Origin of the sequence: Streptomyces sp. V3I7 (assembly GCF_030817495.1) — a bacterium.
GTDB lineage: Bacteria > Actinomycetota > Actinomycetes > Streptomycetales > Streptomycetaceae > Streptomyces.
The window spans coordinates 118,362-143,140 of the sequence record NZ_JAUSZK010000001.1 but is presented as its reverse complement, the minus strand read 5'-3'; the positions used below and the strand labels follow the sequence as shown (position 1 = coordinate 143,140).

General features: G+C 71.2%; 25 protein-coding genes and 2 pseudogenes. 14 read left to right on the top strand and 13 right to left on the bottom strand.

Going from position 1 to position 24,779, the window contains the following annotated elements:
- Positions 1 to 102 precede the first annotated feature (102 nt).
- Together QFZ74_RS00660 and QFZ74_RS00655 are read left to right on the top strand one after the other, a co-directional pair.
- A complete protein-coding gene (locus QFZ74_RS00660; RefSeq protein WP_307618808.1) occupies positions 103 to 1,458 on the top strand; it encodes an MFS transporter in 1,356 nt (451 codons plus the stop codon).
- Between the two features lie 153 nt (positions 1,459 to 1,611).
- Positions 1,612 to 2,454 (top strand): GNAT family N-acetyltransferase, encoded by an 843-nt coding sequence (locus tag QFZ74_RS00655; RefSeq protein ID WP_307618807.1) that lies wholly within the window; start codon positions 1,612 to 1,614, stop codon positions 2,452 to 2,454.
- 25 nt (positions 2,455 to 2,479) lie between these two features.
- On the opposite strand, the gene QFZ74_RS00650 is transcribed toward QFZ74_RS00655, so the two are convergent.
- Positions 2,480 to 3,307, bottom strand: a complete 828-nt coding sequence (locus tag QFZ74_RS00650; protein ID WP_307618806.1) for an SAM-dependent methyltransferase — start codon at positions 3,305 to 3,307, stop codon at positions 2,480 to 2,482.
- 86 nt (positions 3,308 to 3,393) lie between these two features.
- On the bottom strand, positions 3,394 to 4,119 hold the full coding sequence (locus QFZ74_RS00645; RefSeq protein ID WP_307618805.1) for an SDR family NAD(P)-dependent oxidoreductase: 726 nt from the start codon (positions 4,117 to 4,119) through the stop codon (positions 3,394 to 3,396).
- 65 nt (positions 4,120 to 4,184) lie between these two features.
- Here QFZ74_RS00645 and QFZ74_RS00640 point away from each other — a divergent pair, with 65 nt between their 5' ends.
- Both QFZ74_RS00640 and QFZ74_RS00635 read left to right on the top strand, forming a co-directional pair.
- Positions 4,185 to 4,736 (top strand): MarR family winged helix-turn-helix transcriptional regulator, encoded by a 552-nt coding sequence (locus QFZ74_RS00640; protein WP_307618804.1) that lies wholly within the window; start codon positions 4,185 to 4,187, stop codon positions 4,734 to 4,736.
- An 89-nt stretch (positions 4,737 to 4,825) separates the two neighbouring features.
- Positions 4,826 to 5,068, top strand: a complete 243-nt coding sequence (locus tag QFZ74_RS00635) for a hypothetical protein (RefSeq protein ID WP_307618803.1) — start codon at positions 4,826 to 4,828, stop codon at positions 5,066 to 5,068.
- Positions 5,069 to 5,161: 93 nt separating this feature from the next.
- Here the strand turns inward: QFZ74_RS00635 and QFZ74_RS00630 are convergent, their stop codons facing one another.
- Both QFZ74_RS00630 and QFZ74_RS00625 read right to left on the bottom strand, forming a co-directional pair.
- Complete coding sequence (locus QFZ74_RS00630) at positions 5,162 to 7,246, bottom strand: SpoIIE family protein phosphatase (RefSeq protein ID WP_307618802.1); 2,085 nt, start codon at positions 7,244 to 7,246, stop codon at positions 5,162 to 5,164.
- 419 nt (positions 7,247 to 7,665) lie between these two features.
- Entirely contained in the window at positions 7,666 to 8,106 is a 441-nt protein-coding gene (locus QFZ74_RS00625; protein WP_307618801.1) for a VOC family protein, read from the bottom strand.
- A gap of 359 nt (positions 8,107 to 8,465) precedes the next feature.
- On the opposite strand from QFZ74_RS00625, the gene QFZ74_RS00620 reads away from it, so the two are divergent.
- Positions 8,466 to 8,834 carry a hypothetical protein gene (locus tag QFZ74_RS00620; RefSeq protein WP_307618800.1) on the top strand — a complete coding sequence of 123 codons (369 nt, stop codon included), beginning with the start codon at positions 8,466 to 8,468 and terminating at the stop codon, positions 8,832 to 8,834.
- 102 nt (positions 8,835 to 8,936) lie between these two features.
- On the opposite strand, the pseudogene QFZ74_RS30365 reads toward QFZ74_RS00620, so the two are convergent.
- Positions 8,937 to 9,110, bottom strand: a pseudogene (locus QFZ74_RS30365) (IS200/IS605 family accessory protein TnpB-related protein); the annotation flags it as partial.
- Positions 9,103 to 9,678, bottom strand: coding sequence for an IS607 family transposase (locus QFZ74_RS00610; RefSeq protein ID WP_307618798.1), 576 nt, complete (start codon positions 9,676 to 9,678; stop codon positions 9,103 to 9,105). The pseudogene QFZ74_RS30365 and the gene QFZ74_RS00610, both read right to left, overlap by 8 nt.
- Before the next feature lie 125 nt (positions 9,679 to 9,803).
- Here QFZ74_RS00610 and QFZ74_RS00605 point away from each other — a divergent pair, with 125 nt between their 5' ends.
- Together QFZ74_RS00605 and QFZ74_RS00600 are read left to right on the top strand one after the other, a co-directional pair.
- Complete coding sequence (locus QFZ74_RS00605) at positions 9,804 to 9,959, top strand: hypothetical protein (protein WP_307618797.1); 156 nt, start codon at positions 9,804 to 9,806, stop codon at positions 9,957 to 9,959.
- A gap of 117 nt (positions 9,960 to 10,076) precedes the next feature.
- Positions 10,077 to 10,619, top strand: a complete 543-nt coding sequence (locus tag QFZ74_RS00600; protein ID WP_307618796.1) for an MOSC domain-containing protein — start codon at positions 10,077 to 10,079, stop codon at positions 10,617 to 10,619.
- 119 nt (positions 10,620 to 10,738) lie between these two features.
- On the opposite strand, the gene QFZ74_RS00595 is transcribed toward QFZ74_RS00600, so the two are convergent.
- From QFZ74_RS00595 to QFZ74_RS00580, 4 genes are all read right to left on the bottom strand, one after another.
- Positions 10,739 to 12,181 carry an NAD(P)/FAD-dependent oxidoreductase gene (locus QFZ74_RS00595; RefSeq protein ID WP_307618795.1) on the bottom strand — a complete coding sequence of 481 codons (1,443 nt, stop codon included), beginning with the start codon at positions 12,179 to 12,181 and terminating at the stop codon, positions 10,739 to 10,741.
- Between the two features lie 32 nt (positions 12,182 to 12,213).
- Positions 12,214 to 13,479, bottom strand: a complete 1,266-nt coding sequence (locus QFZ74_RS00590) for an MAB_1171c family putative transporter (protein WP_307618794.1) — start codon at positions 13,477 to 13,479, stop codon at positions 12,214 to 12,216.
- A gap of 68 nt (positions 13,480 to 13,547) precedes the next feature.
- Positions 13,548 to 14,711, bottom strand: coding sequence for a hypothetical protein (locus tag QFZ74_RS00585; RefSeq protein WP_307618793.1), 1,164 nt, complete (start codon positions 14,709 to 14,711; stop codon positions 13,548 to 13,550).
- A complete protein-coding gene (locus QFZ74_RS00580; RefSeq protein ID WP_307618792.1) occupies positions 14,708 to 15,283 on the bottom strand; it encodes a hypothetical protein in 576 nt (191 codons plus the stop codon). Before QFZ74_RS00580 ends, QFZ74_RS00585 begins: the two co-directional genes overlap by 4 nt.
- Before the next feature lie 388 nt (positions 15,284 to 15,671).
- On the opposite strand from QFZ74_RS00580, the gene QFZ74_RS00575 reads away from it, so the two are divergent.
- Complete coding sequence (locus QFZ74_RS00575) at positions 15,672 to 16,589, top strand: serine hydrolase (protein WP_307618791.1); 918 nt, start codon at positions 15,672 to 15,674, stop codon at positions 16,587 to 16,589.
- A 262-nt stretch (positions 16,590 to 16,851) separates the two neighbouring features.
- Positions 16,852 to 17,253: a PPOX class F420-dependent oxidoreductase gene (locus QFZ74_RS00570; protein ID WP_307618790.1), complete on the top strand. Its 402-nt coding sequence runs from the start codon at positions 16,852 to 16,854 to the stop codon at positions 17,251 to 17,253.
- Here the strand turns inward: QFZ74_RS00570 and QFZ74_RS00565 are convergent.
- The gene (locus QFZ74_RS00565) at positions 17,234 to 17,359 is read right to left on the bottom strand and encodes a hypothetical protein (protein WP_307618789.1); all 126 of its coding nucleotides are present in this window, start codon (positions 17,357 to 17,359) and stop codon (positions 17,234 to 17,236) included. The genes QFZ74_RS00570 and QFZ74_RS00565 overlap by 20 nt on opposite strands.
- A 61-nt stretch (positions 17,360 to 17,420) precedes the next feature.
- Here QFZ74_RS00565 and QFZ74_RS00560 point away from each other — a divergent pair, with 61 nt between their 5' ends.
- From QFZ74_RS00560 to QFZ74_RS00550, 3 genes and pseudogenes are all read left to right on the top strand, one after another.
- Entirely contained in the window at positions 17,421 to 18,323 is a 903-nt protein-coding gene (locus QFZ74_RS00560; protein ID WP_307618788.1) for an aminoglycoside phosphotransferase family protein, read from the top strand.
- A 31-nt stretch (positions 18,324 to 18,354) separates the two neighbouring features.
- Positions 18,355 to 18,732 (top strand): annotated as a pseudogene (locus tag QFZ74_RS00555) (methyltransferase type 11); the annotation flags it as partial.
- A 144-nt stretch (positions 18,733 to 18,876) separates the two neighbouring features.
- Entirely contained in the window at positions 18,877 to 20,379 is a 1,503-nt protein-coding gene (locus QFZ74_RS00550) for an FG-GAP repeat protein (protein WP_307618787.1), read from the top strand.
- Positions 20,380 to 20,465: 86 nt separating this feature from the next.
- Here QFZ74_RS00550 and QFZ74_RS00545 read toward each other — a convergent pair whose 3' ends face one another.
- Positions 20,466 to 21,347 carry a hypothetical protein gene (locus QFZ74_RS00545; RefSeq protein WP_307618786.1) on the bottom strand — a complete coding sequence of 294 codons (882 nt, stop codon included), beginning with the start codon at positions 21,345 to 21,347 and terminating at the stop codon, positions 20,466 to 20,468.
- Complete coding sequence (locus QFZ74_RS00540) at positions 21,344 to 21,706, bottom strand: hypothetical protein (protein WP_307618785.1); 363 nt, start codon at positions 21,704 to 21,706, stop codon at positions 21,344 to 21,346. The genes QFZ74_RS00545 and QFZ74_RS00540 overlap by 4 nt, the downstream gene beginning before the upstream one ends.
- 80 nt (positions 21,707 to 21,786) lie before the next feature.
- On the opposite strand from QFZ74_RS00540, the gene QFZ74_RS00535 reads away from it, so the two are divergent.
- Positions 21,787 to 22,755, top strand: a complete 969-nt coding sequence (locus tag QFZ74_RS00535; RefSeq protein WP_307618784.1) for a hypothetical protein — start codon at positions 21,787 to 21,789, stop codon at positions 22,753 to 22,755.
- Between the two features lie 31 nt (positions 22,756 to 22,786).
- Complete coding sequence (locus QFZ74_RS00530) at positions 22,787 to 24,760, top strand: hypothetical protein (RefSeq protein ID WP_307618783.1); 1,974 nt, start codon at positions 22,787 to 22,789, stop codon at positions 24,758 to 24,760.
- Positions 24,761 to 24,779 lie beyond the last annotated feature (19 nt).

Below are 24,779 nucleotides of genomic sequence, written 5' to 3'. Positions count from 1 at the left end.
CGGTCGTGCTTGCGCATTCTCTTGACACGCTCCCGGCGGGGTAGCACGCTCACCGCAATTCGTTCATTGGTCCAGTGGTTCAACCACTCGCCGGGAGTCGCCATGACCGCAACCGAGCCCTCTGCCGCCCCCGAGGCGATGCACAGACACCGCCGCCGAGCCGTGGTCGCCAGCACGGTGGGCACCGCCATCGAGTGGTACGACTTCTTCCTGTACGGCACCGCCGCCGCGCTGGTCTTCCCGCACGTGTTCTTCCCCGGCGAAAACGCGTACATCGGGGTGATCGCCTCGTTCGGCACGCAGTTCGTCGGCTTCGCGGCCCGTCCGCTGGGCGCCGCGATCTTCGGGCACATCGGGGACCGGATCGGCCGCAAGTCCACCCTCGTGACCACCCTCATGCTGATGGGGATCAGCACGTTCCTCATCGGCCTGCTGCCGGGCTACTCCTCGCTCGGCCTGGCCGCGCCCCTCCTGCTCGTCGTGCTGCGTGTCGCGCAGGGCATCGGCGTGGGCGGTGAGTGGGGCGGTTCGGTCCTGATGTCGATGGAATGGGGCGACCAGCGCCGTCGCGGCCTGATGGCCAGCTGGCCCCAACTCGGCGTCCCCCTCGGCCTGCTCGTCTCGACCGGCATGGTCAAGCTGACGAACTCGGTGTCCGGGGACGGCTTCGACAACTGGGGCTGGCGGATCCCGTTCCTCGCCAGTGCCGTGCTCATCGGCATCGGCCTCTACGTGCGGATGCGCGTCATGGAGAGCCCCTCCTTCACCGAGGTGAAGGAGGAGCGGGTCGTGGTGCGCCAGCCGGTGTGGAGCGTGCTGCGGCACCAGTGGCGCACGGTGCTGACCTCCGCCTTCGTCCGCATGTCGGAGCAGGCGCCGTTCTACCTCTTCATCACCTTCGTGCTCACCTACGGCACGGAGAAGCTGGGCCTGCCCAAGGGCGACCTGCTCGACTACACGCTCGTCGCGGCGGCCGTCGGTCTGGTCAGCGTCCCGCTCTTCGGCCACCTCTCCGACCGCTACGGACGGCGTCGGGTGTACGGCGTCGGCATCGTGTGCGTCGCGCTGTTCGCGTTCCCGTACTTCTCCCTGCTCGACACGAAGAGCTCCGGTCTCGTGCTCGTCGCGATCGTGGTCTCGCTGATCTTCCATGACATCCAGTACGGCCCCCAGGCCGCCCTGATCGCCGAGGGCTTCGGGACGAACGTCCGCTACAGCGGCGCCGGCCTCGGCTACCAGCTCGCCTCGGTCATCGCGGGCGGTCCGGCACCGCTCATCGCGGCCGCGATCCTCGAACACACCGGCTCCAGCACGGGGATCAGCTGGTACATCATCGCCTGCTGCGTCGTCTCCATGGCGGCCCTGCTCTTCATGCCCCGCCAGGTCCCGGCGGTCGAGACGGCACCGGACACGACTCCAGCCCGTACGGACGCGGCACCTTCGGCGGGGGAGGCCTGACCCGCGCCAGGAGTGGGAAAGGGGATGGCGTCGGATCGGGAGATCCGGCGCCATCGCCGTGCGGGCTCTCCTCGGAAAGTGTTCCTCTGAGCCGAGCTCCTCAGGGATCATGAATCATGCGCTCGGAGGACTGGTACTTCACCCACGACGTCGATGAATTCCTCACCCCTGGCCGGGGACTTCCTGCGTTCGCGTCCCGCCCTGCACACCACGCCGCTGACGGGGATCGAGAAGCTGCGCACGGACGGTACGGACGCGTCCGGTACCGAAGCCCCCCTCTTCGGCCGGCTGGAGTCCGAAGGCGAGGTCCGCGCCATCTGCTACCGGCCGCCGCGCCGACGCCTGAACCTCACCACCGTGACCCCCGAGGAGGCCGACGCCCTCGCTGCCCGCCTGGCCGACCTCGGGCACTCCGCCGCCGGCGTCAACTCGGACGACGACACCGCCACCGCATTCGCCGAGGCATGGCAGCGGCACGCGGGCGCGGTTCCGGTACCCGACTGGCGGGCCCGCCTCTACCGTCCCGGCACGCTCACGCCACCGGAGCAGCGCCCCGAGGGCCGGGGCCGTGTTCTGGGTGCGCAGGACCATGAGCAACTCCTGCGCTGGTGCGGTGAGTTCGTCGCCGCCGTCGGAGAGGCTCCCACCATCGAGGCCGACGACTGGGCCGGCTCGCGCTTCGCCGACAAGCGCTTCACGTTCTGGGAGACCCCGGACGGCACGCCCGTCTCCATGGCAGGCTCGACCGCGATGGCCGGCGGCATGATCCGGGTGGACCCCGTCTACACCCCGGCCCACCTCCGTGGCCGCGGCTACGCGGGCGCCGTCACGGTCGAGGTGAGCAGGGTCGCCCTGGCCGCGGGCGCGACGGACGTCGTCCTGTTCGCAGACCCGGCCAACCCCACCAGCAACGCCCTCTACCAGCGCATCGGTTACGTCCCACTCGCCGAATTCGGCGGGTACAAGTTCACCTACGACACAGCAGAAGCCGGTTGAGGGGGCATCCCGCCGAGAGGACTCGTCAGGGTTTCCGGGCCAGCCCGGCGGCGATCAGGCGCTCCCAGACGGTGAGTTCGCGTTCGCCACCGCCGTTGAACGGAGTGTCGCTCACCTCGGGACGCCACAGGGACGCGGGGACGATCCCGGGGGCGAGGATCTCCAGACCCTCCAGCAGGGACTCGATCTCCGCGCCGGTGCGCCACCGGCCGCGGCCGAACGTCTTCTGGAGGACCCTCTCGGCCTCGGCCGTCTCCGCGTTGTCGCCGGAACGGAAGTGGCTGACGAAGAAGTAGCTCCCGGAGGGAACTTGGTCGAGCCAGTAGCGGACGATTCCGGCCGGGTCCTCCTCGTCGTTGACGTGGTGGAGGATGGCGCTGAATATGACGGCGACGGGGCGGTCGAAGTCGATCAATTCCCGGGTGTCCGGGTGGTTGCGGATGGCTTCGGGAGTGCGTACGTCGGCCGCGATGACCCGGGTCCGGTCGTTCTCCTCCAGCAACGCCCGTCCGTGGACCAGCACTTGGGGGTCGGTGTCGACGTACACGACCCGGGACTCCGGAGCGTGCCGTTGCGCGACCTGGTGGACGTTGTCGGCGGTCGGAAGGCCGCTGCCGAGGTCGATGAACTGCCGTACGTCCGTGGTCGTCGCGATCTCGCCGACCGCCCGGATCAGGGCCGCGCGGTTGGCGAACGCGATGGCCACCGAGCCGGGAAGGTCGCGCTTGAACACGTCGCCGATCTGCCGGTCCACGGCGTAGTTGTCCTTGCCGCCGAGCAGATAGTCGTAGACGCGGGCGATGCTGGGCTTGGTGGGGTCGATGGAGGAGCCGTCATCCGTCATGGCGATCATTTTCCCCCGCAACGCCGCCCGCTGACTATCGGTTTGGAATCCTGAAGCGGGCGAAATTCATCGCCGGGACCGTTCGGCCGCGGGCTCTACCGCGTGGTGAAGGCGCCTCCGTTGACGTGGATGGTCTGGCCGGTGATGTGCCGGGCGCCGGGGGAGGCGAGGAAGCGGGCCGTCTGGGCGATGTCGTCGACTGCGCCCGCGCGCTTGTTGTGCGTCTCCTCCACCAGCGCACGATGACGCTCGTCGCTCATCTGACCGTGGAAGAAGTTGGTGCCGGCGATGTAGCCCGCGGAGATGACGTTGCAGGTGATGCCCTCGGGGGCCAGTTCGCCGGACAGGGACGCGCTCCAGGCGGCCAGCGCGGCCTTGGCCGCACCGTAGGATCCGCCCCGGCGCTCGGCGCCGATCGAGCCGATGCTGATGACGGAACCGCCGGCGACGAGCTGGGACCGGACCGAGGACGTGGTCAGCACCGCGGTGAGCAGGTTCTGCGCCAGGCTGGAGTGCCACTGGGCGAGCAGCCCGTCCAGAGCCGATCCGCTGCCGGCGTCACCGGACCCGGTCTCGGGCAACCCGCCGGCGGCGTTGACCAGGACGTCCAACTCGCCCAGCTGGTCGGCGAGCGCCGCCACCTGCCCGGGGTCGGTCGCATCGCAGACCACACCGCGCACCCCCAGCTCCTCGGCGGCCGGCTCGACGGTGTCGCAATGCCGACCGGTGATGACGACCTCGGCCTCGTCGGCGGCGAACAGCGCGGCGACGGCGCGGCCGATGCCACTGGTGCCTCCGGTGACGAGCACGGTGCGGGCCAAGGGATCCTCCTGCTCACTGATACGTTTAGGTCTAAACATGATCGACGATGACAGAGAATCGCACCATGACGGACGCAGCGCAAGAGAGTCCCGAGTCGTCGTACTCGTCGTCGTACTCCGCCGCGGGCATCGCCGCGGCCTGGCAGCGGGAGCGACCGGGCACTCCCACCGAGTCCATCGAGATCGTCACCCCCATCTGGAGGCTGGCCAAGCTCTTCGCCGACGACCGGGGCCGCGTGCTGCGCGAGGCGGGGATCGACGCGGCGACCCTCGACCTGCTGTCCGTCCTCCGCCGATCCGGACCGCCTTACGTCCTCGGCACCCGCGAGATCGCCCAGCGGACGCTGGTCACCGCCGGAGCGATCTCCCAGCGCGTCGCCCGAGCCGAACGCGACGGCCTGGTCCGGCGGACACCCGGTACCACCGGTCGCCGCACCGTCCTGGTCGAGCTCACGGCCGAAGGACACGCGCTCATCGAGCGCTCCGTCGACGCCGTGCTCGGCCGGGAGGCCAGCCTCGTCCGCTCCCTCTCGGAAGACGAACGCACCGCGCTCACCTCGCTGCTGGACAAACTGATGGCCGACGTCCGGCGACGCACGGCCGGCGAACCGAGCTGAACCCCGTGAGCCTGCCGATCGAGGAGTCCGGTACGTTCCGGTCTCACCTCCGGGGCGCGCGTCGTCCTTCGGCGGCTTACGATCCACTCGTGGCAGACATACCCGACGACCTGATCGCGTTGGAGCGATCCGCCGAGATCGAACGCGCTCGTCTGGCCGGCCTGAGCGGTGCCGAGTACGACACGCAGTGGCGTCGCTGGTACACGGCCTCGAACGCCGTGCAGGCCGCGATCGCCGCGCTGGCGACGGCGACCGGCCGGAGCCGGCACGAGCTGGAGCAGGCGGTCAAGGCGGCGGTCCGGCACGCTCAGGAAGACCCCGCCGTGGAGTGACCGGACGTGCGGCCCCGGCGCCCGCCCGTCCGCGATCGTGCCTGCGTGATCGACCGGCCTCGTGCCGTCGACTGCTCTGGACGCGGGGCAGGCTCAGGGCTGATCCAGTTCCGTGAGGCGGGCGAGAAGAAGGGCCACGTCGTCCTCGGAGTGTCGGTAGAGGGTGTTGAGGACGGTGTCGCAGGTCTCCTTCAGCGGGCGGGGCGGGCCCTGCAACGTACGGCACAGGGCGCGGATGCCCGCGTCGATCGGGGCGTTGCGGCTCTCGACGAGTCCGTCGGTGTAGAGGGCCAGCACACTGCCCCGGGGGAGTTCGAGCCGGAGCGTCTCGAACGGCATCCCGCTCACGCCGAGCGGCGGGGCGGGCGGGATCGTCACGATCTGGCAGGTGCCGTCGGCACGCGCCACCACCGGAGGAAGATGCCCGGCGGAGGAGAACGTGCAGGTGCCGTCCTGCGGGTCGACCACGGCGTAGACGCAGGTGGCGAAGGAGTCGCTGAGCGTGGAGGCGACGTCGTCGAGATGGGCGAGCAGCTCGGCGGGAGGCAGGTCGAGGCGGGCCAGGGCCCGGGTCGTGGTGCGCAACTGGCCCATGATGGCCGCCGCCCGCACCCCGCTGCCCATCACGTCGCCGACCATCAGCCCGACCTTGCCGTCGCTCAGCGGCAGCACGTCGAACCAGTCGCCGCCGACCTCCGCGGCCATGCGTGCCGGCCGGTACTGGGAGGCGACCTCCATGCCCTCGATCCGGGACGGCTTCTCGGGCAGCAGGCTGTGCTGGAGGGTGACGGCGGTGTCGCGCTCGCGGTGATAGAGGCGGGCGTTGTCGATGTAGAGGGCGGCGAGGTTGGCCAGCTCGCAGGCCAGCTGGAGGTCCTGCTCGTCGAACGGCTTGGGGTTGCGGGTGCGGTAGAGACTGAGCGTGCCGAGGACCTGGCCCCGCGCGATCAGCGGCGCCGCCAGGTAACTGTGCACGCCCTCCCGGCTGAACCTGGCGGCGGCCTCCTCGTTCCGGGCGATCTGCCGCAGCTCCGCGCCGCCCACACGCGGCAGCAGGATGGGAGTGGCTTCCCGCACGCTCCGGGTGATCGTCCGGAACGGCTCGTAGAGAGCGGTCTCGTCCACGGGGTCGGCCGCGTCGATGGCGTCCGTCGGATATCCGGAGGCCACCGCGAGGGCGCAGAAGCGGGCGCTGCCGTCGTCGGACGGCAGCAGGGGGGTGTCGTTCCCGGCGGCCACGGACTCCAGGACGTCGACGGCCACCAGGTCGGCGAGTTCGGGGACCGCCGCGCAGGCCAGCTCCCGGGCCGTGTGATGGAGGTCCAGCGTGGTGCCCATCCGGGTGCTGGCCTGGGCAATGATCGCAAGCCGCGCATGGGCCTCGGCGAGCTCGGCGGCGGCCTGGTGCCGCTCGGTGACGTTGATGACGGACACCGCCACGCCCAGCGGACGTCCTCGCAGGTCGTTGATCCGGTAGTACGACTCCGACCAGACGTGGTCGGTCTCCGGGTCGGCGGGCGCGCGGCCGACGGTCTGCTGGTCCAGCACCGGCTCACCGGTCTCCAGCACCCGCCGCATCGCCGACTCGATCGCCTCGACGTCCAGCAGCGGCAGCGTGTCCTTCAGACGGCGCCCCTTGAGCGCCTGCTCGCTCGTGCCGTTGGCGTTGGTCAGGGCCGGGTTGGCCGCGAGCCAGCGCAGTTGGGGGTCGAACACGGCGAGGCCGATCGGTGACTGGTGGATGAGCAGATCCGACAGGACGAGCCGGTCCTCCACCTTGCGGGTGGTCTCCGCGTCGGCGAAGAGGCCCAGGACGAGCGTCCGGCCTTCGGCGTCGTGCAGCCGCATCACGCGGTACTCCATGCGCCGCTGCGAGCCGTCCTTGCAGCGGGCCGGGACGATGCCCTCGGTGGCCTCACCGGCACGGACCTGGCCGAGGGGAGAGTCGGCGGATGTCAGGTCCTCGGGGATGACCAGGAACGTGGCCTGCTCGCCGAGCATCTCAGCGGCGCTGTAGCCGAAGAGCCGCTCGGCCCCCGGACCCCACAGCACGATGCGGCCCTCGGCGTCCGTGACGACCACCGCCACACCAAGCAGGTCCAGCAGCCCGCCGGGCCCGCCGACGGCCGGTTCCCCGTCCAGGCTCCACGCCCGGTCGCGGAAGTCGTCGCCACTCATGCTGTCGAGGTTCTCGGCACTCATATCGATCGCCCTGACCCGTCCGTCCGGCCCGGCCAAGCACAGACGACCTGTGCCGGTGATCATTCACCGCAGACCACAGCGGTGACGCGTCCCTCCTGCCTCACTTGCTTTCGACCTTACGCGTTGCTCGGGACGCCGTCGCGGTGACGCCTGCCCGCGGGGGGACGCGCCCCATCTGGCCGTACGTGTCGCATGCGGCCTCCATATCCCACCGATAGGCCGCCGTCGCGCGCCGACGGAATGAGCGGCCTCCGAATCGCTCCTCGCGCGTAGGTCCATCACGCGATCGAAGCGAGTCCGTGGGACGCCGTCCGGCGGCACCCGGCCGCCGTGCACGGTGAAGCCGCTGTCGCAGCAGGCCACTCGTGGTCTCCAAGCGGTAACTTAGCGGTAACTCAGGCCGCGCCCGGGTCGACCGCCGTCAGGGACACGGTGCCGTCCTCCGCGACCGACCAGCCGGGGTTGTGGCACACCTCCCAGCGGTGGCCGTCGGGGTCGGCGAAGTAGCCGTGATAGCCGCCGAACGCTGCGCGCTGCGGCTCCTTGAGGACGGTCGCCCCGGCGGCACGGGCCCGCCGTACGGCCTCGTCGACCTCGGCGGGGGAGTCCAGGTTCTGGGCCAGAGTGAAGGGCGTCCCGGTGGTCGCGGGGCGCCCGGTGTCGGCGGCGAGGTCGGCCAGCGGGAAGAGGGCCAGCGCCAGTCCGTGGCCGATCTGGTAGAAGACGATCTCGTCCAGGTCGAGCAGCGGCGTCCAGCCCAGGCCGTCGCTGTAGAACCGACGACTGGTCTCCAGGTCCGCGACCCCCAAAGTCACCAGGTTCAGCTGCTGGTTCATGTGTGGCCTCCGGCGCCGGTAGGAGATGCTGGTCCAGCGGTAACGCTAGCGTCACGGCGGATCCGGGCGGATCCGGGCGGCTCAGCGAGGGGGTGGTCACCCGGGGGAGCCCCTGCTCGGTCTCGGCGGCGAGGGCCGCTTCGAGAGCTGTTCCGGTCTCCGTCAGCCGGTCGAGGCGCTGGTGCAGCACGTCCCGAGCCTCGGAGGGCGTCGGCAGGAGTACGTACGAGAGCGCGGCAGGGAACTCGGGGTCCGCCAGCACAACTGGTCGCGTTCGGTGTGGCGGACGGCGACCAGGTCGGCGGACCGCAGCCGCTCGATCGCGCGGTAGGGCCCGGCAGCGTTGTTACGGTCACCGGGTGGGAAGTTGGGACGCGAGCCGTGTGCGGGCACGGCTACGGGACATGGCGGTACGGGACCTGGACCGGCGGCGCTTCGGCGCGGACACGCATCGCTACGAGCTGGCGCCCACCCTGCCGGAGGCGGAGATCCGGACGTTCGAGCACACCCACGGCATCGAACTCCCGGCGGAGTACCGCTCCTTCGTCGCGGAAGTGGGCAACGGCCCCGCCGGACCCTGCCACGGGCTGATGCCGCTGACGGCCGCCCGACCGGAAGCCGACGAGGAGTGGGCCGTGGACGAGGAATGGGCGGAGGACCGCCAACCGGGCCGTCTGGCCGAGCCGTTCCGTCTCACCGAACCGTTCCTAATCAGTGAGCAGGAGTGAGTCTTGGGCCCATACCTGGTCACTGCGGACATCCCGAACGGTTTTGGGTGTCCTGGTCGCCCGCGTACTCGCCGCGTCCGGCTGCACGGATCGTGTCCGTGGTCCGTCCGCGCACCGGGCCTTGAGATCGCGGGAGGCAAGCGACCCGAGGTGCGCGCCTACCACTCGCAGCACCTTCTCGTCGGCGGGTGTCAGGCCCTTGAGGCGGTCGCGAATCGCCACACCGGATGGCCCGAGGGCAACTAACGGCGCGGCGATCGGGCGGAGGTCAGCCATGTTCGGCGGCCTCCAGCGCCTTGCGGGCGCGGTTCTTCGCCGACCTGCGCCCGTACAGGCGGACACAGAACGAGGTCAGCACCTCCACCATGTCCCGCACCAGGTCGTCTTCGACCTCACGGTCGTCCAGGACCAGCAGCCGACGGCCCGTCGCGGACAAGGCGGCCTCGACAAGCTCGACGTTCATCCGGCCGAGCCGGTCCTTGCGCTCCACCACCACGCAGGTCACGTTCGGGTCGGCCAGCAGACGCCGGGCCTTGGAACGGCAGCCGTTCATCCCGGAAGCGATCTCCGCCTCAACACGAACGATTCGGTGACCGGCCTTCGCCGCCCACGCCGACAGCCGTGTGACCTGGCGTTCCAGATCGGTCTTCTGATCGTGCGAAGACACCCGGGCATACAGGCCCAGACCACCGATGACCTCGGGCGTGGTGTTCGCGTCAATGTTCACCAGAATCGTACGCGGCCCGACCCGCTGAGCCGGGACCGGCAATATCCCCTCACGGAACCAGCGATACGCGGTCTGTGGATGCACGCCCTGCGTCTTCGCCCATTCCGTCAGATTCACGCTCTGACAACGACACTCACTCATACATGGTTACGCTCACTCACCCGACTTCAAGGACCAGCAGGTGGAGACCCCTGCCCGGCCCGATCGGTGCGCGGACCGAGACGCTGACACCTGGCACGCTCATGCTGGCCGAGCAGGGCTGCGGCATGTTCTACCGGCTGGTTCTGAACGGCCCGCGTACCGGCGAGGTCTGGCAGACCGACCCGGTCTGGGGTGGCTTCGTACGGGTGAGCCCGGGATTTCGCACCTGGTACACCGAGTGGCTGGAGACCCCGTGAGCCGCGTCGCCGCCAGGACGTCCAACGCCTATGTCTCGCCGGAATCGGGGCTGTCGCGTAGCGAGGACCGGGGATAAGGTCAGGGACGATCATGGTCGCTGAGGAGGGGGTCCGAGGATGAGCGGGATGGTGGCGGCGGTCAGCAGCAACGGGGAGTACTCGTTCACCAAGCCGAACCGGGACAGCATCACGCTGCTCGCCGGGCTGGGAGTGGAGGGGGACGTCCACGCCGGCGTGACCGTCAAGCACCGTTCGCGGGTCGCCCAGGACCCCACTCAGCCGAACCTGCGCCAGGTCCACCTCATCCAAGAAGAACTCTTCGCGGAGGTCGGCGCCGAGGGGTTCAAGGTGGAGCCCGGCGCCCTCGGCGAGAACATCACCACCAGCGGCATCGATCTCCTCGGCCTGCCGGTCGGCACGCTGCTGCGCATCGGCGACGAGGCGGTGGTGGAAGTGACCGGACTGCGCAACCCCTGCCTGCAGATCGACAACTTCCAGCAGGGCCTGTTGAAGCAGGTCGTCGGACGCGACGAGGCCGGGAACGTCGTACGCAAGGCGGGGATCATGAGCATCGTGAGGCAGGGCGGCGTCGTACGCCCGGGCGACACGATCAGGGCGGAACTCCCGAGCGGACCGCACCGGCCGCTGGAGCGGGTCTGACGCCTCGACGTCTCCGATGGCCGACCGCGCGGCCGACTGCACCGCGGCCCATCGCCCCGGCCGGGCACACGGCCGTGACGGCGTTGCCCGAGCCTGCGGGGTCGGTGTGAGGCGACCGCCTACTGGGGCGCTTCCGTCGTGGTCGACGCGGCGGCTGCGGTCCTGAGCCCGTCGAGGATCTGCAGTTCCGAAGGCGTCAGGGGCGGCTCGGAACTCTGCCGGACGAGAGGCCCGGTCAGAGCGGCCAGGAGCGCCTTCGGACGGAACAGCCGCGTCGCAGGCGCCTGCAGTCCCGTGACCTCCCACAGGGCCAGCGCGGCATCGAACGAACCGGTTGCCGCTCGGGTCAGCCGGCGCGAGTACCAGGCCGCAAGCCGATCGGCCGCAGTGGGGTTCCTGTCTCCTCGTACGTCCGGGTAGAGGATGTCCATGGCGACGGCGGTGGCCCATGCCGAGTCGACGTGCTTGGCCGCCCTGCGGAGAACCCGACGGGAAAGCCCCGGGCCTGCGAGGCCGTTCCGCTGGAGTTCCTGGGCGAATTCCCGGGCGCCGAGAGCCGCTACGGACATTCCTTGCCCGTAGGCGGGGTTGAAGGTTGCGAACGCGTCACCGAGCACGACGAACCGCTCGGGCCAGTGCGGGGCCTTCTCCAGGTATCGGCGGACGTTGCTGGTGCTGCGGCTGACCGCCACGTCCGTGAGGGCCTCGGCACCGCTGATGAGCTGCCCGACGATCGGGTGCGGCAGCCCGAGGGCGTACTCGAGGAAGCCCTCGGGGTCCTGAGGGGGCTCGCCGCCTCGGGTGCCGGCGGCGCTGACCATCCACCGGTTGCCCTCGATCGGGAGCACCATGGCACTCCTGCCGGGCCGAGCGCTGTAGGGGTTCGCCTGGACCACCGTCAGCGGGAACGACTCGGCACCCGCCGGGACGCGGTAGATCCGAGTCGCGTTGGTGAGGCCGGAGTCGATCTTCTCCTCCGTCACGCCGTTGACACCGATGTCCTCGAGCCACCGCAGACTGCGGGAGCCCCGGCCAGTCGCGTCGACGACGATGTCGGCTTCCAGCTCGGAGGCGGAGGCGGGGTCCGGTCCGCTGACGCGCACGCCGTGCACACGCTCGGCGCTGCCCAGGAGCCCCTCCACGCCGGCCTGCCGGATCGTGACGTTGTCCCCGCTCTCGAGCAGGAGCTGCCGGAGCACCCATTCCAGCAGGGCACGCGTGCAGGTGATCACATGGGGGCTGTTCCGCTTCCAACGGGGGAACCAGCCGCCGTCCGCGGTGCGGATCGCCGTGCCGTTGCTGAAGGGGATCTGGTGCGCCCCTGCGGCCACAAGGCGATCGCGCACGCTCACCGGGAAGAGGTCCTCCATGGCGGCGAGGCCGCCTGCCATGAGCAGGTGCGCATGCTGTCCGTGGGGGACACCCCGCCGATTCCTGGGGGTCTCGGGAAGGGCGTCCCGCTCCAGGACGAGCACCTCTGCCTCGGGTGCGGCCTGGGACAAGGCCGCCGCCGCGAGCAGCCCCGCTATGCCGGCTCCGACGACGATGGCTTTCTGCGACAACTGGCTCTCCCTGCTGCGACCATGAGACATCTTCACTGGGTGCTCAACCGCCCTGACGCCCCCGTGTGAACATGGTTCACCGCGTGGGACAGATCCACCAGGTCAATGGTGATGCGGAAAACTCCGGGCGGACTCGCCGGGACGTCGCCCTTGTCCGGCGCGACCCCGCTGCCTGAGGCGACCTCAGTGCCTGACGCGGCCTCAGTGCCTGACGCGATCCCGCTGCCTGACGCGGCCTCAGTGTCTGAGGCGGCGACTCCCTTGCCCGACGCACGGAGTATCCCATCGATGATCATCGCCTTCTCCGAGGCGACGCGTGCACGGTCCGAGCTCTCGCCGCGGTCCACAGCGGCCGCGTACGTGGCCTGGCCGACGTGGTGGTCGAAGTGCGCCGACAGTTGCAGCAACGCGTCGCGGATCTTGGCTTCGAGCAGGTACAGACGGCCGCTGGGCAACTGCCACGTCGCCTGCCACCAGGTCGGTTCCGCGTCCGGGGCCGTCGCCGCGCCCTTCACGGCCGCCCACAGGGGCTTCAACGCACGGTAGTTGACCAGGCTCTGCTTCTCGGCGGCGATGGCGGATGCGACCCGGGGCAGGACGAATCCGGCGGAGTAGATCAGGCCGCCCAGCGAGGCCGCGGGCGGTGCGACCGTGGTCGACAGCACGTCGAGGTCGTACCCGAGCCAGCGTGCGACGATCGCCACGACCTTGGTGAGCTCGAACCCCAGCACGTCGAGGAGCAGGCCCGCGAGAATCAACCGGAGTCCCAGGCGGAGAAGACCGGTGACCTCGTCCTGCGCCCACTTCAGACAGACGACGCTCAGCACGGTGGTGCTGGTCAGATGCCCCACCAGGTAGAGAACGATCATCTCCCGCATGTACGGGGTGTTCGCGTAGTAGGTGTCCAGGTCGTTGAGCCGCTCGGTGTCGGCGTCCGCGAGGGCGAACAGCACGATGATGGCGATGATCAGCAGACCGTAGACCGCGACGCTGATCCGGACCATCCGGCGGATCCGCTCCCTCGGGCCGCCCCTCCAGTGGATCAGCAGAATGATCAGCGAGCAACTGTAGGCGGAGATCACGCTGTAGGTCAGCGGAGCACCGATGTTGGGCGTGCGCGTGGCCTCGTTGACCGCCGCCAGCGTCATCGGGGCCGAGCAGAAGAAGCACGCGGCGCCCAGGACGACGGAGACACGCGTGGGGACGGTGAGGGGCGTCCGGGGCGTCGTGCGTGGGCGGCGAAGCACCATGGCCGCTATGGCCAGCAGGAATGCCGCTATATACACGACAAGACTCATGTAGGGGGACTCCGTTCAGGGCTGTCGGCTGCAGGGCTGCAGGGCACCAGGTGTCATCCCATCCGCGGTCACCTCGATCCGGCCCCGTCGAGGCTGAGCGTGACGACCGCTGCCTCGCGCTCGAACCTCCTCACGGCACCGGCGATCCGAACCAGGGTCTTGGAGTCCCGCGGGAACGACAGCGGGGGCCGCTCCCCGACGGCTTCGAGTGCGGGCCGAGTACCGCGCCGGGCCGCCTCCGCGATGGTGGCCGCCCAAGCGGCGGACGCCGCTTCGTCCCTGTCGCCCGTCCGCTTCAACTCGGCGTCGTGCGTCGCGTCGTACAGCCTCTTGTCCAGCAGCGTCTCGATCGCGTGGAGACCGTTCAGGATGGTGCTCCGGCGCCAAGTGCTCCACAGGAAGGGGGAACAGGGCCGCTCGACACGGAGAGCCCGGTCCCTGAGAACGGCGTCGAGTACGGCGTCGAGCGGCGCCAGACGGAAGAAGTCCCGCCAGGCCGAAAGGTGGTGGCCTGCCACCGGAAGAAGCACCCCTGTCACGGTCAGCAACGCGCCCACCGCAGCGCACAGCGACGGGACGGAACTCCCGAGAGCCGCCCAGTCCCGGCCGGACCACTGCCCGGCGACGGCGACGAGCTTGGTGACGCTGTAACCGGCACTCATGATGGTGCCGACGCCCATGGTCATGAGGCTGGCCCGCAGCCAGGGGCGCTTGCGCACCTCCGTCTCGAAGCCCCAGCGCAGCGACCAGACGGCGCTGACGCTCACCGCCGTCAGATGAGCGACGAGGTACAGGACGATCATCTCGGCGATCCAGGGCGTCGACGCGTAGTACGTGTCGAAGTCGGTTCGCCGCTCAGCCGCGGCGCTCCCCACGCTGAACAGGATCGCGACGCCGGCGAGAACAGCGGCGTACCCGCCGATCCAGAGGCGTGTCGTCCGCCGCGTCGACGGGCCACCGCGCCAGCAGGCGATGAGCACCAACTGCGCCGCGCTGTAGGCGACGATGGAGGCGTAGGTCAGCGGGGCCGCCAGGTTGGGCACGCCGCTGAGACGGTTGATGAGCCCCACGGAACCCGGCGCCCCGAGAAGGAAGCACAGCGACGCCAGTGCCAGCACGCCGTTGATGGCTCGCAGGGACGGCTCGCGCCAACGGCGGATCAGGTCGGGCACCTTGACCAGGAGCCCGAGCCAGAGCAGGCCGCAGCACAGGTAGTTGATCGACCCGTTCATCTCCGGTTTCCCCGGTAGTTGAGAGAATCCGCGATGCGGCGCGCCGTCTCGCCGGTGATCACGTCGCGCTCCATCAATGCACGCATCTGCTGACCGAGCCGGATCCCGAACAGTTCGGCCTCCTTCTCGCAGTCCTCGTCGAACCGGGACCGTGCGGCGGCCGGCTGGGCGTCGTGCACATCCATCGGCCCCAGGTCGGCGCAGGCCGCCAACTGTTCCGAGGCGAAGCCGTCCTTCTCCCGGATGTGCCACAGCTCATGGCCGAGGATCTGCGCCTGGTGCCAGATCTCGGCGTCCTGCTCGATGACGACGTCGTCCCGGTCCGCCCGCTCCAGCCACATCCCCGTGGCACGGAACTGCCGCGGGATGTGCACGCGGTGCACCTCGATCCTGCGATCGCCGCGCCATCGCCTGACCGAGTCGACCAGGTCCTGGAACAGCGCTTCGGGATCGGCCGGCGGCTCCCCGGCGGAGTCGGGGTGGCCTCCGCCGGAGGCGGCGCTCAGCCTCTCGCGTACGGGACCGATCAGTGTCTCGGCGAACTGGCGCATCTCCCTGTCGCGGTCCCGCATCCGCTTCCACCGGCGAAGCCGTGCATGGAGACTCATAACCTGCCTTTGCGGCGCGAAGGGTGGAGCCGCGGCTGCGACAAGACCGAACGTTGTGCTGACCAGAGGCGGAACTGGCTCAGGCTATCGGCAACCGCCCCTGGTTGTCGGGAAAAGGTAAGGGCCGTCTGCGGCGATGTGCAGCTTCAGCCAGTGATCGACTGAGGCATTCGGCAAGCGCTTCGCTTATGTGGCATTGCCCACAAAACCGGTGGAAAGGGCTGCCCTCGTGACGTCTGTCATGCCGTCGCGCGGGCGTTTTGCTTACATTCGCCAGTGCTCTGTCCCGCCTCTCGGCCCTCACCACGTACCTCTGCACGCACCTCCTCACGAACTACCGAGGCAGCACACCATGCACTTCCGACCTTTCCTCCCGCCGCCTCCGGCGCGCGCCGGGCGGCGCGGGCCCGGCCGCAGGGGCGCCGCGGTCTGTGCCGGCGCCCTCCTCGCGGTGGTGGCGCCGCTCTGCGGCAGCGGCCCGCTCGCCGCGGTCCCGGCCTCCGCGGCCACGGACGCACCGCGGCCCGGTGACGTCGCGGACGACCGAGGTGACGCGAAGCAGTCGAAGGGCCGGGCGCGAGTGACGGCCGCGGTGCTCGACCTGGACGGCAGCGGCCGTACGCCCACGGTGTACGGCGCGGACGGCACCTATGACACCGCGAGCATCGTCAAGGTCGACATCCTGGCCGCGGCGCTGCTCCAGGCGCAGGATGCCGGACGCCCGCTCGGCGCGAAGACGCGGGCCCAGGCGGAGGCGATGATCGAGCGCAGCGACAACGCGGCGACGAACGTCCTGTGGCGGCGTATCGGCAAGGCGCCGGGCCTTCAGGCGGCGAACAAGCGGCTGGGCCTGAGCGAGACCCGAGGCGGTCCCGGCCCCAAGTGGGGGCTCACGCGGACCACCCCGAGCGACCAGATACGACTCCTGCGCGCGGTGTTCGACACCCGCGCCACGCGTCCCGGGAAGCCGCAGCCGCTCAGCAAGGCGTCGCGCACCTGGATGCGCACGCTGATGACCCGCATCGCCGGCGAGCAGGCGTGGGGTGTCTCGGCGGCCGCCGCCGACGGCTCCCGCTGGGCGCTGAAGAACGGCTGGCTGCCGCGCAGCACGACCGGACTGTGGGACGTCAACAGCGTCGGCGAGGTCAAGGCCGGCGGACACCGCTATCTCGTGGCCGTGCTCTCCGACGGCAACCCGTCGATGAAGGACGGCATCGCGCGAGTGGAACACGCGGCGCGGGCGGCCGTGTCGTCGGCGAAAGCCCACTGACAGCTCCCCTGGCCCAGTCCCCACCGGCCGGCACGTGACGTTCATCGGTGACCACCGTCTGGCGCGAGCTCGCCGCCCGCAGGGTGGCTGACACCCTGTGGAGCAACACCCGTACGGCTGACGCCAGTTGGCGCAGCCATGTCTGTCTTCGGCCACACGGGTCCGGGCCCGGCCGTACGGCGCCCCGCCCGCGCTCACGGATCGCGGCGTGATTATCGTGGCCCGGTACCTGACCGCACCGAGCCCTTGGACAAGAACCTCCGTGACCGTACCTCTCGGCGACGAACTGGTCGCGCTGCTGCGCAGCCCCAGCACCTGCTACCTCGCCACCACGATGCCCGACGGCTCGCCTCAGCTCACGCAGACCTGGGTCGACACCGACGGCGAGCACGTCCTGATCAACAGCGTCGAGACGCACCAGAAGACGCGGAACATCGAGCGCGACCCGAGGGTGGCCGTCGCAGTCTCCGATCCCGCGGACCCGTTCTCCTACGTCCAGATCCGCGGGCGCGTGGTCCGGGTGACGACGGAGGGAGCGGTCGACCACATCGAGGCGCTCTCGCAGAAGTACCTCGGCGGGCCCTACCCGTGGTTCGGCGGCCGTGACCAGGTGCGGGTTCTCTTCGTGATCGAGCCGGAGCGGATCAGCAGCCCTCGGGGCTGATGCCGCTGACACCGCTGACGGCGGTGCGCGCGGACTCGTCGACGTGGAGGGTGAGGACTTCGGTGCGCGCGTAGTGGCCGCCACGGTGTTCGCCCGGCGTTGACACGGATCCGCCGGAATCCGGGCGGGCCGCTCCCCGACCGCTGTTGCGAACTACTGTGCACCGCATGACGGCCACCGAGACGGACACGGACATCACAGAGGACCTGATCCGGGAGCTGCTGCGCGAGCAGCACCCCGACCTCGTGGGTCGCCCGCTGAAGCTCGGAGCGCTCGGCTGGGACAACCAGGTGTGGCGGCTCGGCGACGACCTCGCCGTGCGGTTGCCCTGGGCGACGCCGTCCGCGGACGCACTGCTGCGCAAGGAACACGCCTGGCTGCCCCTCCTCGCCCCGCACCTTCCTCTCCAGGTTCCCGTCCCGCAGCGTCTTGGTGAGCCCTCCGAACGGTTTCCGCGGCCCTGGCTCGTCACCACCTGGGTACCGGGTGAGCCCGCCGACCGCGCCCCCGCGACGCGCGCCGCGGAAGCGGCCGTCACCCTGGCCGCTTTCCTGACCGCTCTTCATCGCCCCGCTCCCGACGAGGCGCCCGCAGGCCGAGACCGCGGGGGACCGCTGACCGGCACCGCCGAACACTTCAGCCAAGCGCTCGCGTCGGCAGCCGAGCGCGGGCTGATCCGCGACCCGGACGCCGTCCGCGCGGTCTGGGAAGACGCCGCCGCCGCGCCGGAATGGGCAGGCCCACGTCTCTGGCTCCACGGCGATCTGCATCCGGCCAACATCCTGACCGCGAACGGCGCCTTCTCCGGGGTGATCGACTTCGGCGACCTCTTCGCCGGCGACCCTGCCTGCGACCTCGCCGCCGCCTGGATCCTGCTGCCGGAGGGCGCCGTCGACCGTTTCCACGCGGCCTACCGGCCAAGCCCGGACACGGCGAGCCTGCGCCGGGCCCGCGGCTGGGCGGTCCTGCGCGCCCTCGCCGGCGTCCACGGCCGCCCCGGAGGCAAGCCCACCTGGGGCCCACCCGCCCACGCCGCCCTGCGACGCCTCACCGCATCGGTCCACCAGTGACCAAACACTCCGGCGCGCTTGCGGGGCTTGCGTGGCAGACGTGGTGCTGGACGTGTTCGCCCCGCGCAATCCGGCCGAGTTCCGCCGAGTGCTCCGCCCGGCCGGGCGGCTGATCGTGGTCCGTCCCACAGGGCGGCACCTGGCCGAGCTGCGCAGCCGGGGGCCGGCGATGGTCACCGTCGATCCGGTCAAGGAACAGCGTCTGCAGCGGGCGCTGGACCCGTACTTCGAGGCCGTCGTCACCGAACAGGTCGAGTACCCCATGGCCCTTGCCGGGCTGGAGGCCCTGGACCTGGTGGGGATGACACCGAGCGCCCGCCACCTGAGCCCTGCGGACCTGAGCGACGACGGCCTCCTGCCCGACCGGGTCACCGTCTCCGTGCTGGCCACCGCCTACAAGCCTCGGTGACGGCGAGTGGGATGCGCCACCTTGCCGCACCACAGCAGGAGGGAGCGGCTGCCGTCCCGTCCCACCCCGGCGTACAACCCTCCACCAACTCCCCGTGTCTACAGGGCAGACCGGCACCGCCCCACCGCTTCAGGGAGGTCCCCCGTGCGCCCCCTCACCAGAACAGCCCTCACCGCCGCCACCCTCCTCACCCTCACCGGCGGCGCCACGACAGTCTCCTCCGTCGCACAGGCCGACCCGGTGCCCTTCCCCTCCATCGGCTGGCAGCAGCGCAACTGTGACTACGACGGCAACGGCTACGACGACGTGCTGATCGGCGCGCCCGGCGCCACGGTGAGCGGCGCCGAGGGGGCCGGGTACGTCACCGTGCAGTACAGCGCTTCCGGCGGCCTGAGTACCACCAGGAAGAGCGTCCTGCACCAGAACACCTCGGGTGTTGCCGGGAGCGCCGAGGCCGGCGACGGCTTCGGGAAGGCGGTGGCGTCCGGGGACCTGGACAACGACGGCTACGACGACGCGATCGTCGGCGCCCCCGGCGAGGACCTCGACGGGGTGTCCGACACGGGTGCGATCGTTGTCTTCTGGGGCTCACCGACCGGGCTGCACGGCGCCGACAGCACCTGGCTCCAGGACCCCGGCGGACCGCGGAACGGCGCGAACTTCGGGCGGGCGATCGAAGCCGCCCGGTACTTCGCCCCAGACCCGGCCGAGCCTGACGCCCACCTCCGCGACAGCATCGCCGTCCTGGACGACGACACGCTCCTGTTCTTCACCGCCCCGCCCGGAACGACGGGCACCCCGCAGCTCAAGGTCGCCGGTGAGAAGGTCCAAGTCGGCGCGCGGGAGGGCGACTTCGCGCCGCGCAGCCTCAGTCACGGCAACTACAACGAGGACTCCTGGGCGGACCTGGCCGTCTCCGGGGTGACCACCGGCGGCGACCGGCCGGGCAGCGGCGTCACCCATGTGCTGTACGGCGCCCCCAGCGCCGAGGCGCTGAGCGACGGCAGCGCGTTCGAGGGCGGCCCGGCCGTCGTATCCAGCGACTTCAACCAGGACGGTCAGGACGACCTCGCCATCGGCGACACAGGCACCGGCGCGCCCACCGGCGGAGCCGTCTCCGTGTACCTCGGCAAGGGCGACCTCTCCGGGCTCGACCCGACCGCGGCCCAGACCTGGACGCAGGACTCCCCGGGCGTCCCCGGCACCGCCGAGTCCGGCGACCGGTGGGGCGCCGAGATGTCCTCCGGTGACACCGACGGCGACCACCTCCCCGACCTCGCCATCGGCGCACCCGGCGAGGACATCGGCTCCGTCCGCGACGCGGGCGCGGTCTGGACACTGCGCGGAGCACGCGACGGCCTCACCGCGACGGGGGCGCGCAGCTTCGACCAGAACCACGCCGACATCCCCGGTACCGCGGAGACCGCGGACCACTGGGGCACCCAGCTCCGCCTGCTCGACGCCAACAAGGACGGCCTCTTCGGCCTGCTCGCCGCGGCCCCCGGCGAGAACACCGACGACGGCTTCGTCTGGGTCATGCCCGCCTCGTCGTCCGGCCTGCTCGCCAAGGGTACATGGACGTACGACGGGACACGCCTCGGTGCATCGGCGGCCGGCGCTCAGTTCGGGGCCGCTGTTGATGAGTGACGCGCGGTCTGATGAGACGGGACGAGACGGCGACGGGACGGGACGAGTCGCCGGAAGTCGGGAGGCCCACGCTCCGAGCCCTCGCCTCAGGAGGACTTCCGGAACCGCTCCGTCAACACGTGCCCGACCGGCGGCACGACGCGCTGGTTGGGGACCGGCACCCCCACCGCCGTCGCCAGCTCGTGGCCGTGGACGTCGACGACCGCCTCGACGAGCTCGGCGAGCGTGTCCACCGCCGCGCGCGCCCGCCGCCAGGCCGTCACACCGATGACCGCACCGACGAGCACGGCCGGCCACCACAGCGCGCCGAGCAGTGCGTACAGGACGGCCCATCCGGCCAGGAGCATCGTGGCGGTCAGCCGCTCGCGCGCCGACCGCACGGCGGCCCGGGAGGTGTCGGGGAGCACCAGCCACAGCCGGGCCCAGGAGACCGCGAGGTCGATCCCGTACTCCTGCCATACGCGGGAGTCGGCGGCCCGCAGGCGGTCGGCCATCCACGTCGGTCCGGACGGCCGTTGCAGGCCGATCCGGTCGCGCCGGGCCGTGCGCGCGTCGAGTTCAGCGCCCGTCGTGCCGGAGCGGAGCTGGTCGGCCGTCTCCCAGGCGCGGGTCCGCCGCGCCGTCCAGCGGCCGGCGACCCGCTCCGCCCAGCCGGGCCAGGGTCCCGTCCACACCCGGTCCACCGCCGCGCCGACAGCCTGCGCGGCCAGCCCGGCCGCGGCCGCGGCGAGCACGACGACGGCCAGCAGCAGCGCGGCGGACAGCCCGGCCGGCGTGGGCCGGGAGCCGACGGCAGTGGTGATCGGAGCGACCGCGTGGCCTACCGTACGGCCGGTTCCGTCCAGGCTCACGCCGCCGAGCGACGCCGCTGCCAGCAGACCGCCGACGTAGAGCAGCCCCGGCAGGACGACGAACGCCAGCAGCCGGTCGGGGAGTCGGCGGCCGAGCTCCGTCAGGATGCCGTTCATCGTCCGTCCGGTACGAAGCGCAACGCGTCGCCGTACACATGGCAGACCGGCAGCCCCTCGCCGGTGCGCCGGACCTCGGCCCGCAGGCATGTGCGGCGCGGGCACAGATACGTACCCGTCACCACATGGGGGTTGCCCCGTACCGGAGTTCGTGTGGCCGACGCGTCCCGCCGGGTGAGGGGACTGTCCTCGCTGCTCACCGCGATCCCCAACTGCCGCAGCAGCGGCGCCACGGGCTCGCCCTCGCGGACCGCGTGCTCGGCCTGGTCGAGGAGCGCGAGCTGCCGCGGGGAGCCGCGCAAGGCGGCACGGAGGTCGGGCAACTCGGCGCAGAAGCGCGCCAGTTCCTCAGCCGTCATCAGTCACGTCCCGCCCCTCGCAGCGACCCGCAGTTTCTGAAGTCTGTTCAGAGAGTAAGCGTGATCGTACCCTGGGTGTCATGGCGCTCTTCCGGCGATCGAGGCCCAACCACTCGTCCCCGCCGGGCTGGTGTTCCTGGTTCGGTGCCGAGGAGTGGGCGGTCTTCCAGGAGCTGGTCCGCGCGTGCCTCGCGCCCGACTACGCCGGGGCGCCGCGCATCGCCTGGCCGGCGGCGGGCGGGAGCCCGGTTCCCGAGCTGGACCTCGTACAACTCGCCCTGTGGCTGAGGAACGAGCCTCCCGAGCAGTGGCGTACGACGGTGGAGCAGTACCCGCAGTGGTGCGCTGAAGCGGAGCGGGAAGCACAGGAACAGCGGGCCATGCCCTACGCGTCGGCTCGCGGCGCGCTCCTGCCCGTCGTGCGACTCGCGGAGGGGTACGGGAACCACCGGCTGGACGCGATGACCCGGGTCGTCGGCGGCGGGCTGGTAGCCGAGGTGCAACTCAAGGGTGAGTACGGCGACTTGACCATCGACACCGAGCAGACGCGACGGTGGGACGTGTCGCCCGCCGAGGTGTGGTCGGCCGCGATGGCCAACCTCCGGCGTGAGCCCTGCGACATCCACGAGGCGGTCGCCGGCGACTCCCCGCTCTGCGTGGTGCTCGGCACCGGCGAGCACACGGCCGCGCAGGTGCTGCGGCTGGACGAGCTCATCGGACGGCCCGCCCCGTACGGCGTCCTGGTCGTGGTGCCGCGTACGGACGGCCTGGTGTTCTGGATCATCAACGGCCCCGATCTCCTCACGGCCGGGCCGTACCTCCAGAAGTACGGAGGCAAGCTCCGCGACCTTCCCGAGGCGTCGGAACGGCGGCTGAGCGAGGAACTGTTCTGGTGGTCGGACGGTGTGCTGGAGACCGTCGTGATCCCGGACTGGAAGGCGGCGATCGCCGACGGCATGGGCAGCGCGGAGCGGCCGCACACGATCAAGGGGTCCCAGCGGTTCAGTGACATGTTCTTCCGCTTGATGTCGCCGCCCCATGACGGCTGAGCGACGAGCGGTGAGCGGTGAGCGGTGACGGATGAGGAACGACAGACGGGCGGCCGTCGCCGCCGTCCAGGCCCGCATCGACGCCTTCCGTCGTACCGGCGACCCGGAGCTGGTGCTCGCACCCGACGCCGACCTGGAGGCGGCGCGCCTGGTCCGCACACCCCTGCAGGACCGCTGGGGCCGGCCCGACGTCGAGGCCTTCCTGGCGCTGGGCCTGCTGCGCTGGTACGGCCATCTCGCGTTGCTGCGGCAGGGCGACGCCGCCGGTGCCGAGAGTCCGTACGTGACCGCGCTCTCCCACCTCGCCGTCGCCCACCGGCGCCGCCCGAAGGACGTACCCGAGCAGGTGGACGACCTGTTCCGCCGCACGGCGGCCGTACGCCGGGACCCGCACGCGGCCCTGCTCCGCGCCGGCGAGGAGCTGATGGCCGAGGCGGCCCGGACGACCTCGCCCCGCGAGCGCGACGACCTGCCGGACAACGCGCTGCGAAGCCTCGATCGGGCAGCGTCCGCCACGGCGCGGCCCACTCTGGACCATCTCGTCGACACCCTCTACCACGTGCTCGCGGTCACGCCACCCGGCGACGGCACGCACAGGTCCGCCGACCTGCTCCTGACCATGGCGCTCCAACTCCGCGCCCAGCACACCGCAAACCGCTCCGACCTCGACCGCGCCATCGCCCGGCTGCGCTGCGCCGCCCAGGACCGCACCGCGCCCGCCGACCTCGACCAGGCCCGCCGGATGCTCGGTGAGGCCCTCTACCAGCGCGGCTCGCAGGACGGCGACCCGGCGGAACTGGACGAGGCGGTCGCCCTCCTGAGGGCCGGGATCGGCAGCGTCCCCGTCAACGACCCGAGCCTGCCCGCTCGTTGGGCCCTGCTCGCCGACGCCTGCTACGCCCGCCACATGGCCGCCCCCGACCGGGCCACCCTCAGCGACGCGATCACCGCCGTACGCACCGCGGTCCGGGTCGGCCGCTCCCTCGGGCACCGCCCCCGCGTCGGCCACCTGACCCAGCTGAGCGTCATGCTGCGCGAGCGCTACCAGAACACCTCCGACACCGACTCCCTCCACGAGTCCGTGGCCCACGCGAGCGAGGCCGTCGACCTCGCCGAAGGAGATCCCGGACTGCTCCGCACCGCCCGCCCCGTACTCGCCCGTGCCCTGATGGTCCAGTTCCGGCACGACGGAATGGTGGGCCACCTCCTCGATGCCGTCCGGATCCTGCGCGAGCAGGTCGCCGCCGCCGAGGCCGAACCGGGGCGCGCCTACGAATCCGCCGAACCGGGGCGCGCGTACGACTCCGGGGATCGCCGGGATCTCGCCGCCGCCCTCCTCCTGACCTACCGCGCGCACGACGAACTCGAGGGCGACGCCGCCGACCCGGAGCCGCTGGAGGAGGCCATCGGCCTGTTGCGCCGGGAGCTGGCGGACCCGGCCGCGTCCCGACGGGCCGAGCTGCTGAACAACCTGGGCGCCGCCCTCGCCACCTGGCACGGCCGGCCGGAGACCCCCGACGCCCTCGACGCGGTCATCGACTGCTACCGCCAAGCGGTCGCCGCGCCCGATCTGCCCTCCGGGCACGTCACTTCGCTGCACAACCTCGCACACGGACTCGCCCAGCTCTCCCGCGAACGCCACGACCCCGCCGCGCTGCGCGAGGCGATCTGCGTGATGCGCACCGCCGCCTCCGCGCCCGGCGCGACGACCGACCAGCGCATCGCGGACGCGACGCTGTGGGGTGAGTGGGCCGCCTCGCTCGGGGACTGGCCCGAGTCCTTGGCCGGTTACCGCGCGGCCATCGCCCGGCTGCCCGAGCTCGTCCCGCTCCATCTGCGCCCGGCCGACCAGGAGCGGCTGCTGTCCCGGCGGTTCCAGCTGGCCGGCGACGCGGCCGCGGTCGCCCTCCAGGACGGCCGTTCAGAGACAGCCCTCGAACTCCTGGAGCACGGACGGTCCGTGCTGTTGTCCGCCGCTCTCGAAGTGGACCGCGAACTGGCCTAACTCGGCGCGACCGCACCGC

Bases quoted from the DNA above. Each gene is read 5' to 3' on its own strand.
- QFZ74_RS00660 (WP_307618808.1), top strand. From the start codon at position 103: ATGACCGCAACCGAGCCCTCTGCCGCCCCCGAGGCGATGCACAGACAC.
- QFZ74_RS00655 (WP_307618807.1), top strand. From the start codon at position 1,612: ATGAATTCCTCACCCCTGGCCGGGGACTTCCTGCGTTCGCGTCCCGCC.
- QFZ74_RS00650 (WP_307618806.1), bottom strand. From the start codon at position 3,307: ATGATCGCCATGACGGATGACGGCTCCTCCATCGACCCCACCAAGCCC.
- QFZ74_RS00640 (WP_307618804.1), top strand. From the start codon at position 4,185: ATGACGGACGCAGCGCAAGAGAGTCCCGAGTCGTCGTACTCGTCGTCG.
- QFZ74_RS00630 (WP_307618802.1), bottom strand. From the start codon at position 7,246: ATGAGTGGCGACGACTTCCGCGACCGGGCGTGGAGCCTGGACGGGGAA.
- QFZ74_RS00625 (WP_307618801.1), bottom strand. From the start codon at position 8,106: ATGAACCAGCAGCTGAACCTGGTGACTTTGGGGGTCGCGGACCTGGAG.
- QFZ74_RS00605 (WP_307618797.1), top strand. From the start codon at position 9,804: ATGCTGGCCGAGCAGGGCTGCGGCATGTTCTACCGGCTGGTTCTGAAC.
- QFZ74_RS00600 (WP_307618796.1), top strand. From the start codon at position 10,077: ATGAGCGGGATGGTGGCGGCGGTCAGCAGCAACGGGGAGTACTCGTTC.
- QFZ74_RS00590 (WP_307618794.1), bottom strand. From the start codon at position 13,479: ATGAGTCTTGTCGTGTATATAGCGGCATTCCTGCTGGCCATAGCGGCC.
- QFZ74_RS00585 (WP_307618793.1), bottom strand. From the start codon at position 14,711: ATGAACGGGTCGATCAACTACCTGTGCTGCGGCCTGCTCTGGCTCGGG.
- QFZ74_RS00580 (WP_307618792.1), bottom strand. From the start codon at position 15,283: ATGCGGGACCGCGACAGGGAGATGCGCCAGTTCGCCGAGACACTGATC.
- QFZ74_RS00575 (WP_307618791.1), top strand. From the start codon at position 15,672: ATGCACTTCCGACCTTTCCTCCCGCCGCCTCCGGCGCGCGCCGGGCGG.
- QFZ74_RS00560 (WP_307618788.1), top strand. From the start codon at position 17,421: ATGACGGCCACCGAGACGGACACGGACATCACAGAGGACCTGATCCGG.
- QFZ74_RS00545 (WP_307618786.1), bottom strand. From the start codon at position 21,347: ATGAACGGCATCCTGACGGAGCTCGGCCGCCGACTCCCCGACCGGCTG.
- QFZ74_RS00540 (WP_307618785.1), bottom strand. From the start codon at position 21,706: ATGACGGCTGAGGAACTGGCGCGCTTCTGCGCCGAGTTGCCCGACCTC.
- QFZ74_RS00535 (WP_307618784.1), top strand. From the start codon at position 21,787: ATGGCGCTCTTCCGGCGATCGAGGCCCAACCACTCGTCCCCGCCGGGC.
- QFZ74_RS00530 (WP_307618783.1), top strand. From the start codon at position 22,787: ATGAGGAACGACAGACGGGCGGCCGTCGCCGCCGTCCAGGCCCGCATC.